The organism is Amycolatopsis sp. NBC_00355 (assembly GCF_036104975.1).
GTDB lineage: Bacteria > Actinomycetota > Actinomycetes > Mycobacteriales > Pseudonocardiaceae > Amycolatopsis.
The window spans coordinates 167,370-186,829 of sequence record NZ_CP107982.1 but is presented as its reverse complement, the minus strand read 5'-3'; the positions used below and the strand labels follow the sequence as shown (position 1 = coordinate 186,829).

24 protein-coding genes are annotated in these 19,460 nt (G+C 73.3%); 10 read left to right on the top strand and 14 right to left on the bottom strand.

The window, feature by feature from the left end:
* Positions 1 to 51 precede the first annotated feature (51 nt).
* The gene (locus tag OHS18_RS00795; protein WP_328615505.1) at positions 52 to 726 is read left to right on the top strand and encodes a BON domain-containing protein; all 675 of its coding nucleotides are present in this window, start codon (positions 52 to 54) and stop codon (positions 724 to 726) included.
* Positions 727 to 868: 142 nt separating this feature from the next.
* Positions 869 to 1,381 (top strand): GNAT family N-acetyltransferase, encoded by a 513-nt coding sequence (locus OHS18_RS00790; protein WP_328457153.1) that lies wholly within the window; start codon positions 869 to 871, stop codon positions 1,379 to 1,381.
* Positions 1,382 to 1,392: 11 nt separating this feature from the next.
* Here the strand turns inward: OHS18_RS00790 and OHS18_RS00785 are convergent, their stop codons facing one another.
* Positions 1,393 to 1,557, bottom strand: a complete 165-nt coding sequence (locus OHS18_RS00785; protein ID WP_328457155.1) for a hypothetical protein — start codon at positions 1,555 to 1,557, stop codon at positions 1,393 to 1,395.
* 18 nt (positions 1,558 to 1,575) lie between these two features.
* Between OHS18_RS00785 and OHS18_RS00780 the strand changes: the two genes are divergently transcribed.
* Entirely contained in the window at positions 1,576 to 2,220 is a 645-nt protein-coding gene (locus OHS18_RS00780; RefSeq protein ID WP_328457157.1) for a hypothetical protein, read from the top strand.
* A gap of 129 nt (positions 2,221 to 2,349) precedes the next feature.
* Here OHS18_RS00780 and OHS18_RS00775 read toward each other — a convergent pair whose 3' ends face one another.
* Positions 2,350 to 3,006, bottom strand: a complete 657-nt coding sequence (locus OHS18_RS00775) for a phosphoribosyltransferase (RefSeq protein WP_328615504.1) — start codon at positions 3,004 to 3,006, stop codon at positions 2,350 to 2,352.
* Between the two features lie 125 nt (positions 3,007 to 3,131).
* Positions 3,132 to 3,746 (bottom strand): hypothetical protein, encoded by a 615-nt coding sequence (locus tag OHS18_RS00770; protein WP_328618706.1) that lies wholly within the window; start codon positions 3,744 to 3,746, stop codon positions 3,132 to 3,134.
* A gap of 294 nt (positions 3,747 to 4,040) precedes the next feature.
* Here OHS18_RS00770 and OHS18_RS00765 point away from each other — a divergent pair, with 294 nt between their 5' ends.
* Positions 4,041 to 4,373 carry a hypothetical protein gene (locus OHS18_RS00765; RefSeq protein WP_328615503.1) on the top strand — a complete coding sequence of 111 codons (333 nt, stop codon included), beginning with the start codon at positions 4,041 to 4,043 and terminating at the stop codon, positions 4,371 to 4,373.
* 139 nt (positions 4,374 to 4,512) lie between these two features.
* The gene (locus tag OHS18_RS00760; RefSeq protein ID WP_328457164.1) at positions 4,513 to 4,755 is read left to right on the top strand and encodes a hypothetical protein; all 243 of its coding nucleotides are present in this window, start codon (positions 4,513 to 4,515) and stop codon (positions 4,753 to 4,755) included.
* A 6-nt stretch (positions 4,756 to 4,761) separates the two neighbouring features.
* On the opposite strand, the gene OHS18_RS00755 is transcribed toward OHS18_RS00760, so the two are convergent.
* The 3 genes from OHS18_RS00755 to OHS18_RS00745 form a co-directional block, all read right to left on the bottom strand.
* Positions 4,762 to 5,265 (bottom strand): STAS domain-containing protein, encoded by a 504-nt coding sequence (locus OHS18_RS00755; RefSeq protein ID WP_328615502.1) that lies wholly within the window; start codon positions 5,263 to 5,265, stop codon positions 4,762 to 4,764.
* Between the two features lie 264 nt (positions 5,266 to 5,529).
* Positions 5,530 to 6,687, bottom strand: a complete 1,158-nt coding sequence (locus OHS18_RS00750; RefSeq protein ID WP_328615501.1) for a carboxylate-amine ligase — start codon at positions 6,685 to 6,687, stop codon at positions 5,530 to 5,532.
* 193 nt (positions 6,688 to 6,880) lie between these two features.
* Positions 6,881 to 7,288 carry an iron-containing redox enzyme family protein gene (locus OHS18_RS00745; protein ID WP_328618705.1) on the bottom strand — a complete coding sequence of 136 codons (408 nt, stop codon included), beginning with the start codon at positions 7,286 to 7,288 and terminating at the stop codon, positions 6,881 to 6,883.
* A gap of 200 nt (positions 7,289 to 7,488) precedes the next feature.
* On the opposite strand from OHS18_RS00745, the gene OHS18_RS00740 reads away from it, so the two are divergent.
* The 3 genes from OHS18_RS00740 (at position 7,489) to OHS18_RS00730 (ending at position 9,979) form a co-directional block, all read left to right on the top strand.
* On the top strand, positions 7,489 to 8,631 hold the full coding sequence (locus OHS18_RS00740) for an AI-2E family transporter (protein ID WP_328457173.1): 1,143 nt from the start codon (positions 7,489 to 7,491) through the stop codon (positions 8,629 to 8,631).
* A gap of 177 nt (positions 8,632 to 8,808) precedes the next feature.
* Positions 8,809 to 9,303: a winged helix-turn-helix domain-containing protein gene (locus OHS18_RS00735; protein WP_328615500.1), complete on the top strand. Its 495-nt coding sequence runs from the start codon at positions 8,809 to 8,811 to the stop codon at positions 9,301 to 9,303.
* Between the two features lie 127 nt (positions 9,304 to 9,430).
* Positions 9,431 to 9,979 (top strand): YceI family protein, encoded by a 549-nt coding sequence (locus OHS18_RS00730; RefSeq protein WP_328615499.1) that lies wholly within the window; start codon positions 9,431 to 9,433, stop codon positions 9,977 to 9,979.
* 139 nt (positions 9,980 to 10,118) lie between these two features.
* On the opposite strand, the gene OHS18_RS00725 is transcribed toward OHS18_RS00730, so the two are convergent.
* The 6 genes from OHS18_RS00725 to OHS18_RS00700 form a co-directional block, all read right to left on the bottom strand.
* Positions 10,119 to 10,403 carry a 2-oxoglutarate and iron-dependent oxygenase domain-containing protein gene (locus tag OHS18_RS00725; RefSeq protein ID WP_328618704.1) on the bottom strand — a complete coding sequence of 95 codons (285 nt, stop codon included), beginning with the start codon at positions 10,401 to 10,403 and terminating at the stop codon, positions 10,119 to 10,121.
* Positions 10,404 to 10,505: 102 nt separating this feature from the next.
* Entirely contained in the window at positions 10,506 to 12,215 is a 1,710-nt protein-coding gene (locus tag OHS18_RS00720; RefSeq protein ID WP_328615498.1) for an ABC transporter ATP-binding protein, read from the bottom strand.
* A complete protein-coding gene (locus OHS18_RS00715; RefSeq protein WP_328615497.1) occupies positions 12,212 to 13,894 on the bottom strand; it encodes an ABC transporter substrate-binding protein in 1,683 nt (560 codons plus the stop codon). The genes OHS18_RS00720 and OHS18_RS00715 overlap by 4 nt, the downstream gene beginning before the upstream one ends.
* A 10-nt stretch (positions 13,895 to 13,904) precedes the next feature.
* Positions 13,905 to 14,900 carry an ABC transporter permease gene (locus tag OHS18_RS00710; RefSeq protein ID WP_328615496.1) on the bottom strand — a complete coding sequence of 332 codons (996 nt, stop codon included), beginning with the start codon at positions 14,898 to 14,900 and terminating at the stop codon, positions 13,905 to 13,907.
* A complete protein-coding gene (locus tag OHS18_RS00705) occupies positions 14,900 to 15,841 on the bottom strand; it encodes an ABC transporter permease (RefSeq protein ID WP_328457185.1) in 942 nt (313 codons plus the stop codon). Before OHS18_RS00705 ends, OHS18_RS00710 begins: the two co-directional genes overlap by 1 nt.
* A 261-nt stretch (positions 15,842 to 16,102) precedes the next feature.
* Positions 16,103 to 16,393 carry a helix-turn-helix domain-containing protein gene (locus OHS18_RS00700; RefSeq protein WP_328615495.1) on the bottom strand — a complete coding sequence of 97 codons (291 nt, stop codon included), beginning with the start codon at positions 16,391 to 16,393 and terminating at the stop codon, positions 16,103 to 16,105.
* A 297-nt stretch (positions 16,394 to 16,690) separates the two neighbouring features.
* Here OHS18_RS00700 and OHS18_RS00695 point away from each other — a divergent pair, with 297 nt between their 5' ends.
* Positions 16,691 to 17,092, top strand: coding sequence for an ATP-binding protein (locus OHS18_RS00695; RefSeq protein WP_328615494.1), 402 nt, complete (start codon positions 16,691 to 16,693; stop codon positions 17,090 to 17,092).
* Between the two features lie 24 nt (positions 17,093 to 17,116).
* On the opposite strand, the gene OHS18_RS00690 is transcribed toward OHS18_RS00695, so the two are convergent.
* A complete protein-coding gene (locus OHS18_RS00690) occupies positions 17,117 to 17,959 on the bottom strand; it encodes a TIGR03620 family F420-dependent LLM class oxidoreductase (RefSeq protein WP_328615493.1) in 843 nt (280 codons plus the stop codon).
* A 94-nt stretch (positions 17,960 to 18,053) separates the two neighbouring features.
* Here OHS18_RS00690 and OHS18_RS00685 point away from each other — a divergent pair, with 94 nt between their 5' ends.
* Complete coding sequence (locus tag OHS18_RS00685; protein ID WP_328615492.1) at positions 18,054 to 18,926, top strand: LysR family transcriptional regulator; 873 nt, start codon at positions 18,054 to 18,056, stop codon at positions 18,924 to 18,926.
* A gap of 7 nt (positions 18,927 to 18,933) precedes the next feature.
* Here OHS18_RS00685 and OHS18_RS00680 read toward each other — a convergent pair whose 3' ends face one another.
* A complete protein-coding gene (locus OHS18_RS00680) occupies positions 18,934 to 19,428 on the bottom strand; it encodes a polyketide cyclase (RefSeq protein ID WP_328457195.1) in 495 nt (164 codons plus the stop codon).
* Positions 19,429 to 19,460 lie beyond the last annotated feature (32 nt).

The window sequence follows — 19,460 nt, the reverse complement described above, 5'->3', positions numbered from 1 at the left end:
AAAGGTCCGGCGACTCTAGGCCGCGCGGCGCGCGGGGGGAACGCTGGCGGCATGACCCAGATCCAGCACCGGCCCGATCACCAGCTCAAGACCGCGGTCACCGACGAGCTCGCCTGGACCCCGAGTGTCAACGCCGAAGAGATCGGCGTGGCCGTCACCGACGGCGTCGCGACGCTGTCCGGGCACGTCGGCACCTACCCGGAGAAGGAAGAGGCCCTGCGCGCGGCCATCCGCGTCCACGGCGTCACCACGACCGCGGACAAGATCCTGGTGCGGCACGGCGAAAACGTCCCGGAGGACGCGGATCTCGCCCGGGAGGCGATGATCGTCTTCGACCGCCGCACGGTCGTCGTGCCGAAGGACTCGGTCCAGGTCGAGGTGCGCGACCAGGTCGTCACGCTGCGCGGCTCGGTGGACTGGCAGTACCAGCGCGAAGCCGCCCGCAGCGCGGTCGCCTCGCTCCCCGGGGTCAGCGGGGTGCGGAACCTGATCACGCTGAAGGCGTCGACGACGGTCCCGCCCGCCGACATCAAGCTGAAGATCACCGCGGCGCTGGCCCGGCACGCGCCGGGGTTCGCGCAGCACGTCGAGGTCGGCATCGACGACGGCCGGGTCACCCTGACCGGCGAAGTCCTCACCCCCGCCGAACGCCGTTCGGCCGAGCAGACCGCCTGGTTCGCACCCGGCGTGACGTCGGTCGACAACCAGGTGAAGCTCTCGGGCTGAGCCACCCGCGGCCGGCACCCCGGACTCCGCAGTGTTCTGTCCGAAAAGGACAGGGCACTGTGGACCCGTGGCCATTGCGACCGCACTGTGATCAGGGCCGGGAAGCCGAGCGGTACCTCGGGCCGGCCCGGGAGGAGACGTCATGACCACCGCGACCCCACCGGCGCGCGCCCTGCTCCCCGACGGCGAGATCGCCTGGGTGCGCCGGCTGGAAGCCGGCGACACCGCCGACGTGCTCGCGCTGCGGAACCGGCTCGCCGGCCGCGACCGGCACCTCGGGTTCTTCGGCATCGGGGCGGCCGGGCTGACCGAACTCGCGACGCAGCTTTCGCGCAGCTCCGGCGTCGGGCACACCGCGATGGGCTGCTTCCTGCACTCCCGGCTGGCCGGCATCGCCCGCTACGACATCCTGACCGACGCCGCCGAGGCGGAGCTCGCGCTGGTCGTCGACGGCGGCACGCGGGCGCTCGGCGTGGCGACGCTGCTGCTCGAACAGCTCGTCGTCTCGGCGGAGCACGAAGGCGTCCGGGCTCTCGTCGTCGATCCCGGCACCGACGGCCCGGAGAACGCGAAGCTGCTCGGCGTCTTCGCGGCGCTGGGCATCCCGTTGCGGCCCGGCCCGCTGTTCACCGACGCCGGGTCCGGCCGCGGCTGACGCCCGGCCCGTCAGTTCTCCGGCACCTCCGGGGTCTCATCGAGACGCGCGTGCAATCGTTCGCGGATCTCGTCCGGGGTGTAGGCGCGCCGCCGGCGCTCCTGCCGCGCGACGAGCACTCCGGTCGCGGCCACTCCGACGAGCCCGGCCAGGCCCACTGTCTTCCACCAGCGCATCGGCCTAGGCTACTGCCCGTGCCGGGCACCGAGCTGGATCTCGACGAAGCAGTAGCCGTGACACGCACCGGCGACCTGTGGCTCTTCCGCGGCCGCTCGGCGGCCGACCGCACCATCCGCGTGGTGACGAACAGCCCGGTCAACCACGTCGGGATGGCCGTGGTGATCGAGGACCTCCCGCCGCTGATGTGGCACGCGGAGCTGGGCCGCTCACTGCCGGACGTCTGGTCGGGCACGCACCAGCGGGGTGCCCAGCTGCACGACCTGAGCCGGGCCGTGCAGGTCTGGGCGGAGAAGTACCACCAGCGGGTCTGGCTGCGCCAGCTCGACCACCCGGTCACCGCGGCGATGGAAGACGCCGCCCTGCGCACGATCGCCCGGCTCGACGGCACCCCGTTCCCGTCGACGGCGCGCCTCGCGTCCCGCTGGCTGGGCGGCCGCGTGCCGTCGTGGAAGCGCGAGGGCCGCGAGCCCCGGGAAGTCGACCTCGAGTCCGGCTACTGCGCGGAGATCGTCGCGGTCACGTACGAGGCGATGGGCCTGCTGCCCAAGGGCCGCCGCCCGAACTGGTACGACCCGGGCCGCTTCTGGAGCGGCGACCACCTGGAGCTCACCGGCGGAGCCGACCTGGGCGACGAGATCGCGGTGAAGCTTCCGGAGTGATCTGCGCTGTCGTTTGTGGACGACGGCGGTATTCGAGGTCCGCGACGCAACTGCAGGCGGCTGGTCTCCACGACCGGGACGACCTTCGGCGCCCGCAGGTGATGCGCGGTAGGACGTCCACAGTGGACCTCAGCGCGGCACCTCGGTCGGCAGGCGAGGCTCCCGGTGCAGCAGCTCCAGCGCCTCGGTCTCCGCGACCGCGCCGAACTTCCGGTAGCTGTTGCGCACCGCGTACACCCACGCCGGCGACCGGAGGCAGACCACCTGGTCCACCTCGCGGGCGAGCCGGTCGAGGACGCGGGCCGGGGCGACCGGGACCGCCAGCACGATGCGGCCGGCCTGGCGGGCGCGCAGCACCCGGATCGCCGTGTGCGCGGTCGTGCCGGTGGCCGCGCCGTCGTCGGCGAGGACGATCGTGCGGCCGGTGATCGGGGCCGGTGCCACGGTGTGGCGGTAGACCGCGACCTGCCGGGCCAGCTCGGAGCGCGCGCCGCCGGCGAGGCGGGTCAGCTCGGCGGCGGTGACGTCGAACCGTTTGATGGCGTCGTGGTCCGAGACGAGCAGGCCGCCCTCCCCGACCGCGCCCAGGGTGGTCACCGGGGGTCCCGCGAACTCGATCCTGCGGGTCAGCAGGATGTCCAGGGGCGCGCCGAGGACGTCGGCGATCTCGCCGCCGACCACCAGCCCGCCCGCGGACAGGCCGAGCACCACGGCCGGGTGGCCGCGCAGCGGGCGCAGCAGGAGGGCCAGTCGCTCGCCGGCTTCCCGGCGATCGCGGAACCGCATGGTCACTCCCGTCGAAGGCTGTTCCCAGCATCGTCCCGGCGGCCGCCGGGCACGAGGGCCGTTGGTCATCGGGACGCGCGCGTTCGGCACCGGCCGGCCACGATCGTCCACTGAGGACGGTCCGGTCAGCTGCCGGTGGTCAGGTACGGGCCGGGGTCGCCGCCCGCGCGGGCCCCGCTGTCGAGCCAGCGGCGGAACCCGCTGCCGTCCCGGCGTTCGATCTCGTCGAGGAACTCCTGCCGGCGTTGCACGACCAGGCGCCGCGCCGGCTCGTCGGCGGCCAGGACCAGCTGGTAGTAGCTGCGCCGCCAGGCCACGCACAGCTCTTCCGTGCCCATGTCGGTGACCAGCGTCGACGACGCCGGGAGCGTGACGGCGGCGAGGACGTCGCGCGGGTTCGCGACCGGCGTCGCGCGCGCCCGCGGGCGGTAGCGGTTCCCCGCCCACAGCCCGGCGCCGGCGAACAGGAGCAGCGCCGCCGTCGTGAGGCCGCCCCCGAACGCGGCCAGCAGCCCGGCGATCACCAGGCAGAACGTGACGAACGTGGCCGCCGCGGCCACGCCCAGCGGCAGGTCGGGCCCACGCACCCCGACCTGGCGGCCGCGCCGCAGCCGGGGAGCGCCGATCGCGACGAGGACCCCGGCGCCCAGCCCCAGCAGGCTCCAGCCGATCAGGGCGTCCGCCGAGGTGTTCGCCGCACCGACCACGGCCAGGGTGCAGACCGGGACGAGCAGGACCATTCCTGCCACGCGTGCCACCATGATGCGCCTCGCCGTCCGGGTCGGGTGCGGGCCGGCCGGCCCGCGCCGCGGAAGCCGCGATGCCGGGGTCCGGGGCGTCCCCTTCACTATAGCCCCGCGCGCCGAGCCGGACGGGGACCGAGCAATACGCCGAAAAGCCGGTCCGGGCACCAAAAAGCCACTCGCCTGGGCGAACCCCGCCGCCGCCGTCCGCTCTAGGCTGGAAGGCCGCGCCCCGGACCCCGGCGACCGAGGAAGGTGCGCCGCTGCGCACCGCGGCGAAAGCGGGCACCGGTGGACGACGAGCAGACCGAGGCGCACCCGGCGGGGAGCGAGCACCGGGCCTGGCCCACCCGCCACGGCGGTGGTTACCCGCCCGGCTGGCACGTCCGTTACCGCTTCCGCGGCCGGCTCGGCCGCGCCAGGTCGGCGTCGTGCGCGACACCGGTGTGGCACGAGCGCGCCGGCACCGTGACCGGCCACAGCCTGCGCGACGCGCACACCAGCACCACCTGGGTGCCCGTCCGCCCGGACGGTTCCGCCACCGACACGCCGGTCAGCCTGGTGCGGGCCACCGACATCCTCGACGCGCGCCCGCCCGGCCCCGCCTCCCGGGCGCGCACCTGAGCTCCAACCCGTTTGCCGCCCCCGCACCCTCGCGGGGAGGACTACATTGGCGGATCCGGGTGCCGGCGAACCGGCCGGCCGCCCGTCACCACCCCGGCCCTTGGCGGCAGCACCCACGTGGTCGATCGAAGGGGTCGTCATGACTGGAACACCGGACGCGCTCGTCGCGGATCCGTTCAACCTCGACGGCGCGCAACGGCGCAAGGCCACCCTCGTGGTCGCGTCGAAAGCGCGCGACGCCGCCGATTGCGGGCTGCTGCTCGCCGTCCTCGGCCTCACCCCCGCCGACGGCCTCCCCGAGGCGGACGTCCCGGCGCAGGCCACCGAAGAGCCGAAGTTCCTCGGCCGGCGGCCGAGCCCCGCGCAACCGCGGAGAAGGTGACGCCGCTCAGCGCACACCTTCGGCCGGCGATCGCGGCGCCGCGATCGCCGCCGCCAGGGACGCGTGGATGACCAGCCGTTCGTGCGTCCTGGTGAGCTGTAACGGCCGCCAGGTCGCGCGGGTCGTGGCCACCAGCCGCAGTTCGGTGTCCGGCCCGGCGGCGCGGTGCGCGTCGAGCAGCACCTCCAGCCCCGCGGTGTTGAGGAACCGGACGCGGGAGAGGTCCACGACGATCCGCCGCGGCGTCCGGCCCAGCGTCTCTTCGAGCGCGTGCCGGAGCATGGGCGCGGTGCTGAGGTCGACGTCGCCGTCCACCGTGACGACCAGCGTCCACCCGGACCGTTCCACGGTGATCGCCAGGTCGTGGTAGCGCGGGACGGGCGGCTCGGAGCCGTTGAACGCCGTGAAGTTCGCGTGCACGACACGGTTTCCGGTGAGGGGGAGCGACGCCGTCGCGGATTCCGGGAGCGGACGGCGGGGGCGCGGGAAGTCGAAGACGGTGAGTTTCACGATCGGAGCTCCTGACCTGCCGGCCGCGCCTTGCTCGCACCGCGGCCGCTGTTGATGGTGGGACGTCGCGAGGCGGGGACTGGGCGCTCCGGCGCCGACGGTCTCGACGGCCTGCCGGGTGCGCCGTCTTCGTCCATCGTGCGCGCCGGGCCCGGCGCGGCCCAGGGTCACAGGTCCCCGGTTCGGGAGGCGAAGGAACTCTTTTCCCGGCGCGCGACACCCGGCGGCAACCCGCCGTATTGTCCTTTGTGGACACTTTCGGGCTCACGACATGCGGTCACACGGCACCGGTACGTGCTCCGCACTCCGTTCCCCCGCCACCGGTTCCGTCAGCAGTCCCGCCAGCTCGTCGACGACGGCGGTGAGGCCACCCGTGGCGGCGGTCGCGCGCTGCCGGGCGGCGCCACCGGCCAGCACCGGAGGGAGCAGCGTGTCGACCAGCGGCGCGTCCCCGGTGTCCTCGAGCGCCGGGCGGACCCGGCGGACCAGGGCCGCCAGCAGCGCGCGGGCGGGCACCCGCCGGCCGCCGGTCAGCTCGATCCCGTGGCCGTGGATCCCGTAGCGGGCGGCCGACCACAGCGCGCCGGCGGCGAGCTGGCCGTCGACGTCGGGGGCTTCGCGCCCGCGGCCGAGGTCGTCGAGCGCGGCGCGGACCAGCCCGCGGACGAGGGCGGCCTGCAGCAGCGCCCCGTCGGGCGACGCCGCGACGTCGGCGACCCGGACCTCGACCGTCGGGTACCGCGGCGACGGCCGGGCCGCCCAGAACGTCATGCGCTCGTCGATCAGGACACCGCAGTCGACGAGCCGGTCCAGGCACCGCCGGTAGCCCGCGAAGTCGCCGAAGCGCGGCGGGATCCCGCCGCCGGGGAACCGGGCCTGGTCGATCGTCCGCCAGCTCGCGTACCCGGTGTCGCGGCCGTGGTGGAACGGCGAGTTCGCCGACAGCGCCAGCAAGGTCGGCAGCCACGGGCGGAGGTGGTCGACCACCGCGACGGCGAGATCGTCGCCGGGGACGCCGACGTGGACGTGACAGCCGCAGGCCTCGTAGTCGGCGAACGACCCCTGGTAGGTCCGGGCGACGAGCCGGTACCGGTCACCGCCGGACAACTCGGGCCGCGGCCCGGCCAGGACCGGGGTGCCGACGCCGACCGCGGCCACTCCCTCCGCCGCCGCTGCCCGCGCGAGCGACGCGCGGTTCGTCACCAGCTCGCGGGCCACGCCGGCCAGGCTCGTCAGCACCGGGGTCACCGCTTCGACCTGCGACTCGTACAGCTCCGGCTTGATCCCGGCATCCGCACCCAGCCGCGCGAGCACCGCGCCCGCCCGCGGCACGGGCCGCCGTGAGCCCACGTCGACGAACAGGAACTCCTCCTCGACGCCGACCGTGACACCGGCCGCCGGCCCCGGGTCCCGGGCGGTCATCGGGCGCCCGCGGGTCGGACCCCGGCGCGCCGGCGAGGGACCACGAGCCGGCCCAGGCGACCATGACGCCGTGCGAAGACGGGCCGCCGCCGGTCCGCGGCGGGATCGTCGTCGCCCGGTGCCGGTGCGGCCGGCCTGCCGGGAATCCGTTCCGCGCCGGGACGCGCAAGGTGCGCGGCTGCGAACGACGGCCTCACGCCGCACCGGAGAGCGCGCGGGTGCGGGAACCGGCCGCCCGGCGGTCCGGCGGACGCGCCCCGGCCGCCACCGCGGTCCCGAACCGGGTTTCCCCGGGGTGTTCCGCGGCGAGGTGCCCGAGCGCGGCACGGAGCCGGCGCCGGTTCATCCCGAACAGGGACATCAGGGTGCTCACCGCCAACGTGACGGCCGGCACGTCGTCGGCGAAGTGGCCGTAGCCGTCCGATCCTAGTGACCGCAAGGTCGTCCGGAACAGCTCCGAACGCGTGCTTTCCCCGCGCCCGCCGCCGTGTCCGCCGGCCTGGATCCCGACCGGCGCGGCCGTCATCCGCCCGCTCGGGGCGCGGGACGGCCCGGCTGCGCGGCCGGCCTCCGCGCAGTGGCGGGTGCACGACGAACTCACCGAACGCGCGGCGGACACCGTGCGTCGCAAGAACTTCGCCGGCGGCGGACCGTCGGCGGCGGCGACCCGCCGCCGGCCCGGGCGTGCGACCGTCGCGGGCCGGCGTGCGGGCGTGGTTGGATGGGACCCGGTTGAGCCGACAGCCTCCGGCGGGACGCGCCGGTTCACCGCCCTCAGCGGCGGACACCCAGGAGGTTGTCTTGCCCTCCCCCGAAGACCAGATCCCGCTGGAAGATCCCCGGACGCCCGACGGTTTCGCCGCCGACGAAGCGACCGCCGCCGAGCTCAGCACCCTCGAGGAACCGTTGGGGGCCAGGGGAAAGCCGCTCAACCGGCGCTCGCCGTTCCTGATCGGCATGGCGGCGGCCGCCGGTGTCGCCGTCACCTACGGGCTCGTGCGGATCGTCGTCGGTCTCCAGGACGTCCTGGTCCTCGTCGGCCTCGCCCTGTTCCTCGCGATCGGCCTCGAACCCGCCGTCGCGTGGCTGACCCGGCACCGCTTCCCGCGCTGGCTCGCCGTCACGACGGTGTTCGTCGTCGCGCTGCTCGCCATCGGCGGGTTCCTCACCGCCGCGATCCCGGTCGTGGTCGAGCAGGCCGGGCAGTTCATCGGCAAGGCACCGGCGTACCTGCGGGACGCCCAGGACCACAGCACACTGCTCGGCCGGCTCAACGAACGGTTCCACCTGCAGCAGCAGCTCGAGAGCCTGCTCGGCGGGTCGGCCCTGCCCAGCGGGTTGCTGGGGGCCGGCCAGGCGGTGTTCAGCGCGTTGACGAACATCCTGATCCTGGTGGTGCTGACGGTGTACTTCGTCGTGGACCTGCCCCGCATCCGCGCCGGCGCGTACCGGTTGCTGCCGCGCTCGCGGCGGCCGCGGGCCATCCTCATCGGGGACGCGATCTTCACCAAGGTCGGCGGCTACGTCCTCGGCAACCTGGCGATCTCGGTCATCGCGGGCGTGCTCACCTTGGTCTGGCTGCTGATCTTCGACGTCCCCTACCCCGCGCTGCTGGCCATCACCGTCGCCATCCTCGACCTGATCCCGGTGGTCGGTTCCGTCGTCGGCGGCGTGCTGGTCAGCCTCGTCGCCCTGACGGTGTCCCTGCCGGTCTGCCTCGCCACGATCGCCTTCTTCGTCGTGTACCGGCTGGTGGAGGACTACCTCCTGGTGCCCCGCATCATCGGCGGCGCGGTGAAGATCCCGGCCCTGGTCACGGTGGTCGCGGTGATCCTGGGCGGCGCGCTGCTGGGGGTTGTCGGCGCGCTCGTCGCGATCCCGGTCGCCGCGGCGCTCCTGCTGCTCATGCGGGAAGTGCTCTACCCCCGCCTGGACCAGGCCTGAGTTTCGGGACCACAGTATTTCGCTGACCTTCACGTCGGTCTCGCTGTCTCCCCCGCTCGTGTCGATCCGCGTCCAGCGGGCGTCGTCGGCCTGGCCCCTGGCCGCGGCGCGGAGTCAACCGGTTTCACCTGCCGGGCGACCTGGGTTCCACCGCCCTTCGGACCCGACAATCCCCGCATGACGAGCCAGTCCGAACGACCCGCGGCCGCCGAGGTCGTCCACCTGAACATCCGGATCGACCTCACCGACCGGGCGGTCGACACCGCGCTCCTCGCCGCCCGGTTGACCACCGCGCTCGGCGCCGTCGCCGAGGTCGACGTCACCACCGCCCGCCGGCCGCCCGCGTCCGGGCACTCGCTCCGGCTGGTCCCGCGGCCGCTGCTGCACATCGAAAGCGGTGCCCGGCGGGCGATCCTGCGGGGCGAGCCGCTCCCGCTGACCCGGCTGGAGTTCGACCTGCTGCACTTCCTGCGCGCGCACCCGGAGCGGGTTTTCAGCAGAGCCGCGTTGAAGGCCGCGCTCTGGCCGCGCCCGGACGGCGGCGGCGACCGCACCGTCGACGTCCACGTCCGGCGGCTCCGCGCGAAGCTGCAACCGCACCTCGATCCCATCACCACGGTCCGCGGCGTCGGCTACCGCTTCGACGGAGGCGGGCTCGTCACGCTGGGCTGAATCGGGCCCGGCGCGCGCGGGGCGTCTCACGGTGCAGGATTGGTTGAACTCTGAACTACTTTCTTGCTAGTTTTGCTCCGAAACCCGGCGCGCCGAGCCACGACGCCCACGAATCCAGGAGCACCGCATGACCACCTCCACCACCGAGATCCCCGGCTACACCAGCGGCACCTGGGACATCGATCCGGTCCACTCCAACGTCACCTTCACGGTCCGCCACCTCGGCGTCTCCAAGGTCCGCGGCCGCTTCGACACCGTCGAAGGCACCATCGTCACCGGCGACACCGTCCACAAGTCCTCGGTCACCGCCACCATCCAGGCCACCGGCGTCAACACCAACAACGAACAGCGGGACGGGCACATCCGCAGCGCCGACTTCCTCGACGCCGACACGCACCAGACGCTGACGTTCGCCTCCACCGGCGTCCGCGAGGACGACGGCGAGTTCTTCATCGACGGCGACCTCACCCTGCACGGCGTGACGAAGCCGGTGACGCTGAAGGCCGAGATCGGCGGCTTCGGCGACCACCCGTCGGGCAGCAAGGTGCTCGGCGTGTCGGCCAAGACCGAGATCAGCCGCGCCGCCTTCGAGGTCGGCCCCACCATCCCGGGCGCGGTCGTCTCGGACAAGATCACCATCGAGCTGGACATCGAAGCCGGTCAGCAGCAGGCCTGACCCGGCGGCCCCGCGAGCCGCCGTCCTCCCGGACGACGGCTCGCGGCCGTCCGCGCCGAACCGGGTCGAGCCACCCGAGGCACGAGCCGGGCGCGGTCGCGCTCCGCCCAGCAGACCGCCGGCGGGACCGCGAGGCCCGTCACCCACCAGCCCGGGTGCCCCACGTGACGCACAAGGCGATCAGCTCCGCCGGGTCGAGCGTGACGTCGCGCAGAGCCTCGGCCTGCCGCTCGAGGGTGGTCTCCCGGAGTCCGGGAAGCGCTTTCGGCCACTCCTTGGCCGCGTCGAAAATCCCGGTGGTCAGCCGTTCGGGCACACCGTGGCCGACCACGTAGAAGAACCCCACCTCGTGCGCGGCTCGTCGCAGCTCGGCCAGGAACTCCGCGCGGTCGGCGGCGGGGTCGCGGAAGCGCGCGATGTCGATCAGCGGCAGGGCGACGGCCGCCCGGAGTCCTCGAGCGTCGTCACGTCCGGCAGCCTAAGCCGCCTCGGCCGCCGGGACGGTCGTTCCCCCATCGCGGGCCGCCTAACGCAGCTGCCGCCACGCTTCCCGCCGGACGCGCTGCGCGTCCGGGTCGGCCACCGGCGCCGCCGACAGCAACCGCCGCGTGTACGCGTGCGCGGGCGCGGTCAGCACCTCCTTGGTCGGCCCCTGCTCGACGACGTGGCCGCGGTGCATCACCGCGACGCGGTCGGCCAGCTGCTCGATCACCGCGAGGTCGTGGCTGATGAACAGGCACGCGAACCCGAACTCGTGCCGCAGCTCGCGCAGCAGGTCCAGGATCCGGGCCTGGATGGTGACGTCGAGGGCGCTCGTCGGCTCGTCGGCGACCAGCAGGTCCGGGCGCAGCGCCAGGGCCCGCGCGATGCAGGCGCGCTGCCGCTGCCCGCCCGACAGCTCGTGCGGGTAGCGCGTGCGCAGGGACGGCGAGAGCTGGACCGCGGACAGCAGCCCGGCCACCCGTCCGTCCACTTCGGACGAACGAACCGCCTTGTGCAGCCGCAACGGCGTCGCGACGCTCTCCCCCACCGTCGTGCGCGGGTTGAGCGAGGACAGCGGGTCCTGGAACACGACGCCGATGCGCCGTCGCAGCGCTTTCGCGGCCCGCCCGCGCGCGCGGGTGATGTCGGCGTCGCCGATGCGGACCGACCCCGCCGTCGGCGCGAGCAGGCCGGTGACGGCGCGGGCGACGGTGCTCTTGCCCGAACCGGACTCCCCGACCAGCCCGAGCACCTCCCCCGGCTCGACGTGCAGGCTCACGCCTTCCGCGGCGCGGACCGCCACCGCCCGGAACCGGCCGCGGTAGGTGACGGCGAGATCTTCCACGCGCAGCAGCGGTTTCTCCGCCGGGACGTCCGGCACCGACGCCATCGCCGGGTGTTCGGCGGCCGCGACGTGGCCCGGCGAGACCTCGATGTCGGCCGCCAGCGCCCGCTGGAGGCCGGTCGTCGCCGCGGTGCTGAGCGAGACGACCGAGCCGAGCAGCTGCCGCGTGTACGCCTCGGCGGGCGCGGTGAAGACCGTCCGGACGTCGCCCTGTTCGACGACGACGCCGTCGTGCATCACCACGACCCGGTCGGCGAGGTCGGCGACCACGCCCATGTCGTGCGTGATGAGCAGGATCGCTGTGCCGAGCCGCGAGCGCAGGTCCCGCAGCAGTTCGAGGATCTCGGCCTGGACGGTGACGTCCAGGGCCGTGGTCGGCTCGTCGGCGATCAGCAGCTTCGGGTCGTTCGCCACGGCCATGGCGATGACGACGCGCTGCAGCTGCCCGCCGGACAGCTCGTGCGGGTAGGAGCGGAACCGCTCGCGGGGTGCGGGCAGCCCGACCAGGCCGAACAGCTCGATCGCCCGTTCCCGGGCCGCCGCGGGCGTCAGTTCCTGGTGCGTGCGGATCGCTTCGACGAGCTGGTCGCCGATGGTGAACACCGGGTTGAGCGCGCTCATCGGCTCCTGGAACACCATGCCGACGTCCCCGCCGCGGACCTCCCGCAGCTCGGCCGGCGCCATGGCGTAGAGGTCCCGCCCGGCCAGCTCCGCGCGCCCGGACACCTTCGCCGTGGGCGGGAGCAGACCGAGCAGGGACATCGCGGTGACCGTCTTGCCCGAGCCGGACTCCCCGACCACCGCGACGACTTCGCCCGCACGGACCTCGTAGCCGACCCCGCGGACGGCTTCGACGTCCCCGAAGGAGACCGCCACGTCGTGCAGTCTGAGGAGCCCGGCTCCGGTCACGAGACGATCCCGAACTTGCGGTAGTCGACGTAGGCCGGGAACTTGCCGATCTGGACGTCACCGACGTTCGACCCGTGCAGGAACGAGTTGCGGTTGTAGAGCAGCGGGACCACCGGCGAGTCGGCGAGGATCTTCTTGTCCAGCGCCGCCCACTTCTTGCCGGCCTCGGCCGGGTCGATGGTGGCCTGCGCCTCGGCGATCAGCCGGTCGACGTCGGGGTTGCTGTAGCGCGACTCGTTGTACCCGCCGTTGCCGATCTCGGTCGACTGGAACAGCGGCTGGATGTTCGCGTTGGCCGACGGGATGTCCGGCTGCCACGAGGTGAGCGTCAGGTCGTAGTCCGACAGGCCCTTGGTGTCCACTTCGGACGTGTAGGTGTCCTCGTCGAGCGGCTTGATCGTCACCTTGATGCCGGCCCGCGCCAGCGAGGCCTGGATCGCCGCGGCCTTCTCCGGGTAGCCGTTCTCGTTGTGGGTGGCCAGGACCAGGCCGTCGAGCCCGTTGGGCAGGCCCGCGTCCGCGAGCAGCTGCTTGGCCTTCGCCGGGTCACCCGACGGCGGCGCCGGGTAGAGGTCGTACTGTTCGCGGCCCTGCAAGCCGGGTGTGATCAGCGTCGTGGCGACGTCGCCGGCGAGCTGGGCGTTGCCCGCGCTGGCGACCTGGTAGGCGGCCTTGTCGACGGCGTACTGGAACGCCTGGCGCACCTTCGGGTCCACCAGCTTGCCGCGCTGGGTGTTGAGCGAAAGGTAGGACAGCGCCCCGGATTCCGACGTGACGAGGCGGGCCTTGGCCGACGGGCTGCCCTGGATCTGCGCCAGCTGGGCCGGCGAGGCGAAGGACATGCCGAAGGCGTTGCGGTCCTTGCCGGTGTCGTCGATCAGGCGCTTGGAGATGACGCTGGTGTCCTGCCCGAGCTCGAAGTCGACGGTGTCGGCGTTCGCCTTGCGCGTCGGGTCGGTCGCGCGGTCCCAGTTCGGGTTCCGGACCAGCTTCGCGGACTTGCCGCGCTCGTAGGTCTGGATCTGGTACGGGCCGGACGCGATCGAGTGGTCACCGTAGTTCGCCTCGGCGCCCTTGCCCTTCGGCACCGGCGAGAACGCCGGGGTGCTGGCGACCCAGTTCCAGTCGCCGTACGCGCGGGCGAGGTGGAAGACGATCGTCTTGGCGTCGGGCGTCTGGATGGAGTCCAGCTCCTTGCCGCCGTCGAACGGGCCCTTGTAGGCGAGACCCGGGGAAAGCAGGTCCTTGTGGTAAGACAGGCCGCCGGAGAACGCGGGCGCGAACGAACGTTCCAGGCCCCACTTGACGTCCTCGGACTTGATCGGCGTGCCGTCGCTGTACTTCAGGCCGTCCTTGAGGGTGAACGTCCACGTCTTGCCGCCGTCGCTGGGGCGCCCGGTGTCGGTGGCCAGGTCCGGCACGACCGTGGTGTCCTTGCCCGGCGCGACGTCCCACGACGTCAGCCGCCGGTGGACCAGCCCGAGCGTGGTCACGACGAGGTTGGAGCTCTTCGCCGGGTCCCAGGTGATCGACGGCGCGTCGTTGAGCAGGACCAGGTCCCCGCCCGGCTTGACGGAACCGCCTTGGGTGGCGGGCGTGTCGTTGGCCCCGCACGCCGTCAGCAGCGTGACGGCGGCCGTCGCCCCCGCGGCCACTTTCAGCCAGTGTCCCCGTTTCATCGTTTCCCCTTCAGACGAGGCGGGCTCGCGGATCGAGCGCGCCGTAGCAGAGATCGACCAGGAAGTTCAGGAAAGTGACCAGCAGCGCGGAAAACAGGGTCACGCCGAGGAGCACCGGGAGGTTGAGCGACGCGATCGCGTCGACCAGCAGCCGGCCGACGCCGGCCATGCCGAAGATCCGCTCGGTGATCACGGTGCCGGCCAGCAGCGCGCCGAGGTCGACGCCGAACACGGTGACCACCGGCAGCAGGACGTTGCGCAGCGCGTGCCGGCCCACCACCTTGCGCTCGGTGAGGCCCTTCGCCCGCGCGGTGCGGATGTAGTCCTCGCCGAGCGTCTCCAGCATCTGCCCGCGGGTCAGCCGGGCGTAGATCGCGGCGTGCAGGAACGCGAGCACCAGCCACGGCAGCACGAGGTGCCACGCCCACTGCACCGGATCCTCGGTCAGCGGCACGTACCCGTTCTTCGGCACGACGTCGAGGGCGAACGCGAAGATCGTGATGCCGATCATCCCGGCCAGGTAGGCGGGCATGGACACCCCGGCCATCGCGGCGGCCATGGTGATCCGGTCGACGGCGGAGCCGCGGCGCAGCGCCGAAAGCACCCCGAGGCCGACGCCGAGGACGATCCAGATCACGGCCGCGCCCAGCGCCACCGAGAAGCTGACCCCGATCCGGCCGACGATCTCGCCGAGGACGTCGACGCTGTTCTGGAAGTCGTAGCCGAAACACGGTGCGGTGCAGTGGATCGCGGAGACGCCGGTGCCGAACGTGCGGCCGCCGAAGATGCCGCCGAGGAAGTCGAAGAACTGCTGGTACCAGGGGCTGTTGTAGCCCATGAACTCGCGCGCCATCGCGAGGCTCTCCGGCGAGCACGGGCGGCCGCAGGCCATCCGGGCCGGGTCGGCGGGCAGGACGTAGAACACCACGAACGTCACGAAGGCGACGACGAACAGGACCAGCAGCATCCCGGCGAACCGGGTCGCGACGAAGCGGGCGGTGCGCATCAGGCCGCACCCCCGGACCGCGGGTCGAGCGCGTCGCGGATGGCGTCGCCGACGACGTTGAACGCCAGCGTGATGAGGAACAGCAGCAGGCCGGGGAAAACGAGGTACATCGGGTCCGTCTCGAAGAAGTCGATGGCCGTGCTGATCGTGCGGCCCCAGCTCGGGGTCGGCGGCAGCACGCCGACGCCGAGGAACGACAGCGCGGCTTCGCTGCCGATCATCGACGGGATGGACAGGCTGGCCACCACGATGATCGGCGCCCACAGGTTGGGCAGCAGCTCCTTGGTGAAGACGTGCCACGGCCCGCCGCCCATCACCCGCGCCGCGGCGACGAAGTCGCGCTTGCCGAGGGTGAGGGCCTGGGACCGGACGATGCGCGCGACCCGCGGCCAGCCGAAGAGCCCGAGGACGACGACCAGCGTGAACTGCCGCGGGAAGTCGACCGGCAGCACCGCGCCGAGCGCGATCATGAAGATCAGGTACGGGAAGCCGAGGATGACGTCGGCGGTCCAGGTGACCAGCCGGTCCCACCAGCCGCCGAGGTAGCCGGCGCTGACGCCGATCACCACGCCGAGCGCCGTGGCCAGCACGGTGGCGCCGAGCCCGACGAGCAGCGACGTCCGGGCGCCGTGCGCGGCGAGCGCGAAGAGGTCGACGCCGGTCAGCGGCTCGACCCCGAACCAGTGCGCGGCGCTCACGCCGCCGAGCGTCCCGGCGGGCAGCCCGGTCGGCCCGAGGGTGGCGATGTCCGGGTTCAGGCTCTGCCCTTCGGCCAGCACGAACAGGTCGGCCGCGGCGGCGAGCAGCACGATGAGGACGATCAGGACCGCGCAGGTGGACGTCCACCATCCGGAGCGGACGGCACGCCACACCGCGGACGGCAACGAGCGCGCCGCGACGGGCGGGACACCGGTGGTCGGTGTCGGCGGAGGGTTGGCCACAGCACCTTCAAGATTCAGCCGATCGAGTGACGATCAGGGACCTTAAGGAAGTTTGCGGTGATCGCCCCACTGTCTCACGATCTGGACGGGAAGTAACCCGCACTTGCGGTGGTTCTGTCCCGTTCTGGGGACCTATGGCCGCTTTTCTGTCCACCACGCGGACGTTGTCAGCCGCGCATCGCGCCGTGTTGGCCGTTCCGGTCGCCGTGTCGGCCGTTCGTGAACCACCGAACGCCCGGCAACGGCCGACACGGGCACGGCTCAGGTCTGCGCCTCGCCGAGCAACGCCCGCCGGGACCGCACTCCCGTCTTCTGCATCGCCCGGGCCACGTGGTGCTCCACCGTCCGCTGGGACAGGTGCAGTGTCTCCGCGATCGCCCGGTTCGTCAGGCCGCCCGCCGCCGGCTCGGCGATCTCGTGCTCCCGCGGGGAAAGACCGTCGTGGTAGGCCGGGCGGCCCCGGTGGCGGCCCGGCGGGACCGAGGCCGCGCGCAGGCGGCCGCGGACGCGGGTGGCGTCCCACGCCGCGCCGAGGCGGGTGAACGTGTCCAAAGCCGGGCCGCCGGGCCGTCCGCGTGGTCGGCCAAGAGCGCCCGGGTCCACAGCAGGGCGGCGGTCGCCGGCGGGCTGTCGTGGCCGCGCAGGCCCCGGCCGAACCGGGCCACGGCCGCGACGGCCCGGTCGTGGTGGCCGGCGGCGAGCCACGCCTGCACGGCCGCCGGGGCGAGGCGGGTACCGCTGGCTGCTGACGTGAGGAAACCGGTTCAAGCACGCCGGGCGGACCGGCGTGCTTGAACCGGCCGCGCAGTGGGTACCTCCCGGCGTTGCCGAATCACGAGGGGGCCCCGGGTGACGTCCGAAGACAGGTACGAAAGCCGACTGACGGCCCAGGCGGCCGTGCACTGCGACATGGGCCTGAGCGACCGGGACGACCTGCCGCAGGCGCACCAGTGGACGCGGGCCGTGCTGGAGGGGCAGCTGCCCGGCCTCGACCCCGAACGCGTCTGCGACGTCCTGCTCGTGCTGGACGAGCTCGCCTCGAACGCGCTGATCCACGGCGCCGGCCGCCGCCGGATCGGCCTGACCGTCGACGAGACGCACGCGCTGCTCGAGGTCACCGACGAAAGCCCCCGCCCGGCCATCCCCGACGGCGGCCTGGGCCTGCAGCTGGTCAAGTCGGTCAGCGCGCGCTGGGGACAGCAGGTCCGCGACGGCCGCAAGACCGTGTGGGCGCGGGTCGCGCTGAGCTGATCCCGCTCGCCACCCTTGCCCGCCTCACCGGACCACGCGAGCCTCCGCCACCGCCTCGGCGACGCGGCGCAGCGTGCCGATCGGGTCGTCGCCGAGGGGGTAGATGCCGACGTGGTCCGCGCCGGCGTCCAGGTGCGCGCGAACGCCCGCGACGACCGTGGCCGGACTGCCGTGCAGGACGAGCGCGTCGATCAGGCGATCACTGCCGTGCCCGGCGAAGTCGTCGTCGGTGAAGCCGAGCCGGCGGAGGTTGGCGACGTAGTTGGTGACCGCCAGGGCCGTCCCCGGCGGTGCGGAGCGGGCGGTCGCGCGAGCGCGTTCGACGTCGGTGTCCAGGAGCGCGAAGTGCCCGGGCAGCACCAGTTTCCCCGCGCCGAGGGCCGCCCGGGCCCGCCGTGTGTGCTCGGTCGTGATCATGCACGGGACGGTCCCGGCGGTGCGATCGCGGGCCAGCCGCAGCATCTTCGGCCCGAGCGCGGCCAGCACCACCCGGTCGGCGGGCACCCCGGCCGCGGTCAAGGTGTCCACATAGGACGCGAGTTTGTCGTACGGTGACGCGTATCCGGTGTCGACCTCGCGGTGCCCGATCCCCACACCGAGCAGGAACCGGTCGGGGTGGCGGGCGGCGATCCGGCGGTAGGAGGCGGCCACGGTCGCCGCGTCGGCGGTCCAGACGTTCACCACGCTCGTCCCGACGGCCAGCCCGGTGGTCGCGTCGAGCAGCCGCTCCACCTGCGTCAGGTCGGCCGGGGGTGACGCGTCCAGCCACAGCGTGCCGTAACCGGCGTCCTCGAGTTCGGCGGCCCGGTCCGGAGAGACTTCGTGGTCGCGCAGGTGGGCGCCGAGCAAACCCAGATCGATACTCATGGGACGAGTCCAGCACCGCGCCCCGGTGGCGAACCAGGTCCAGGGCGCCCGCGCAGCGATAAGCTGATCTTATCGTCGCAGGCAGGAGGACCCGGTGGAGCTGAGGGCGTTGCGGTACTTCGTCACGGTCGCGGACGAACTGCACTTCGGCCGCGCCGCCGAGCGGCTGCACATCGCCCAGCCCGCGGTCAGCCAGCAGATCGCCCGGCTGGAACGCGAACTCGGCGTCCGGCTGTTCGACCGCACCCCGCGCCGCGTGCAGCTCACCGCGGCCGGACGCCGCACCCTCGACGCGGCGCGAGCCACCCTGGCGGCCGCCGATCGGGTCCGGCTGGCGGCCGAGACGTCGGCGGGCACCATGCGCATCGGCACGGCCGCCGGCTTCACCACCCGCCTGGAGCGCGGCATCGACTCGTTGCGCGAGGCGGGCTCGCCGTTCGACGTCGTGCTCGTCGACCTGCCGCTCGACGCCCGCCTGAACGCCCTGCGCCAAGGCGAACTGGACGTGGCCCTGACCCGCGGCGTGCTCTCGGCGCCCGGGCTGAAGGTCCTGCCGACCTGGACGGAACCACTGCTGGCGGTGGTCTCCCGGCACCACCCGGTCGCGGACCACACGGTCGTCGCCATCACCGAACTCGCCGACAGCGTCTTGCGGCTCCCCTCCCGGCAGCACGACCCACCCCTGCACGACGCGCTCACGGCCGCGCTGCGCGAAGCCGGGGTGCGCCCCCGCCTCGGCCGCCCGGTGGGCACGACCCAGGACACCATCGTCGAGGTGGGTTCCGACCCGGCGAGCTGGGCGGTCCTCCCGGCCGGCCAGGTCGCGGAGATCAGCTCGACCCGGGTGACCGCGATCCCCCTCGAGCCGGCCATGACGATCACGGGCAGCGTCGTCATCCCCGGCACCCTCCCGACGGAGTGCGCGGCCGCCCACGTCGAGGCCTTCCGCGACGCCGTGACGAGCTGACCGCGAGTCAGGCCGCCACGCGGTGGGTCAGCTCGGCGAGGTGGTGCAGCGAGCCGATCAGGTGCCCGGGGCCGAACGGCGGGAACTCGATGCCGCGCTCGCGGACGAACCCCGGCACGCCCGACCAGTCGTAGGTGAGCGTGACCTCGGTTCCGGCCGGGCCCTGCGGCGCCAGGTCGTAGCGCCAGATCCAGCCACCGAACTCCGGCTCGCCGTCGCCCGTGTCGTACCCGGTGAGCCAGCCGATGGCACGCGGCGCGTCGAAGACGGCGACCTTGTTGACCACCTGGTAGTCGCCGTCCGGGTGGCCGGCGTGGTGCATGTCCATCCGGAAGAGCTGCCCCACCTCGGTCAACGGCGCCGGTTCGACGGGTTCCCGCACCCAGCCGGTGCCGTCGATCGCGGCGTGCGCCGCCGGGTCGGCCAGCACCGCGAACACCGTCGCGGCGGACTCGGCAAGCGTCAAGGTGGCGCTCACGCGTTCGTGGTTCACGGCGTTCATCGCGGTCCTCCGGTGCATCACGACCGGCCGGT

Coding starts and splice junctions, on each gene's coding strand:
- OHS18_RS00690 (WP_328615493.1), bottom strand. CDS start 17,959: ATGAGTATCGATCTGGGTTTGCTCGGCGCCCACCTGCGCGACCACGAA.
- OHS18_RS00785 (WP_328457155.1), bottom strand. CDS start 1,557: ATGCGCTGGTGGAAGACAGTGGGCCTGGCCGGGCTCGTCGGAGTGGCC.
- OHS18_RS00680 (WP_328457195.1), bottom strand. CDS start 19,428: ATGAACGCCGTGAACCACGAACGCGTGAGCGCCACCTTGACGCTTGCC.
- OHS18_RS00730 (WP_328615499.1), top strand. CDS start 9,431: ATGACCACCTCCACCACCGAGATCCCCGGCTACACCAGCGGCACCTGG.
- OHS18_RS00710 (WP_328615496.1), bottom strand. CDS start 14,900: ATGCGCACCGCCCGCTTCGTCGCGACCCGGTTCGCCGGGATGCTGCTG.
- OHS18_RS00760 (WP_328457164.1), top strand. CDS start 4,513: ATGACTGGAACACCGGACGCGCTCGTCGCGGATCCGTTCAACCTCGAC.
- OHS18_RS00750 (WP_328615501.1), bottom strand. CDS start 6,687: ATGACCGCCCGGGACCCGGGGCCGGCGGCCGGTGTCACGGTCGGCGTC.
- OHS18_RS00735 (WP_328615500.1), top strand. CDS start 8,809: ATGACGAGCCAGTCCGAACGACCCGCGGCCGCCGAGGTCGTCCACCTG.
- OHS18_RS00790 (WP_328457153.1), top strand. CDS start 869: ATGACCACCGCGACCCCACCGGCGCGCGCCCTGCTCCCCGACGGCGAG.
- OHS18_RS00770 (WP_328618706.1), bottom strand. CDS start 3,746: ATGGTCCTGCTCGTCCCGGTCTGCACCCTGGCCGTGGTCGGTGCGGCG.
- OHS18_RS00775 (WP_328615504.1), bottom strand. CDS start 3,006: ATGCGGTTCCGCGATCGCCGGGAAGCCGGCGAGCGACTGGCCCTCCTG.
- OHS18_RS00715 (WP_328615497.1), bottom strand. CDS start 13,894: ATGAAACGGGGACACTGGCTGAAAGTGGCCGCGGGGGCGACGGCCGCC.
- OHS18_RS00795 (WP_328615505.1), top strand. CDS start 52: ATGACCCAGATCCAGCACCGGCCCGATCACCAGCTCAAGACCGCGGTC.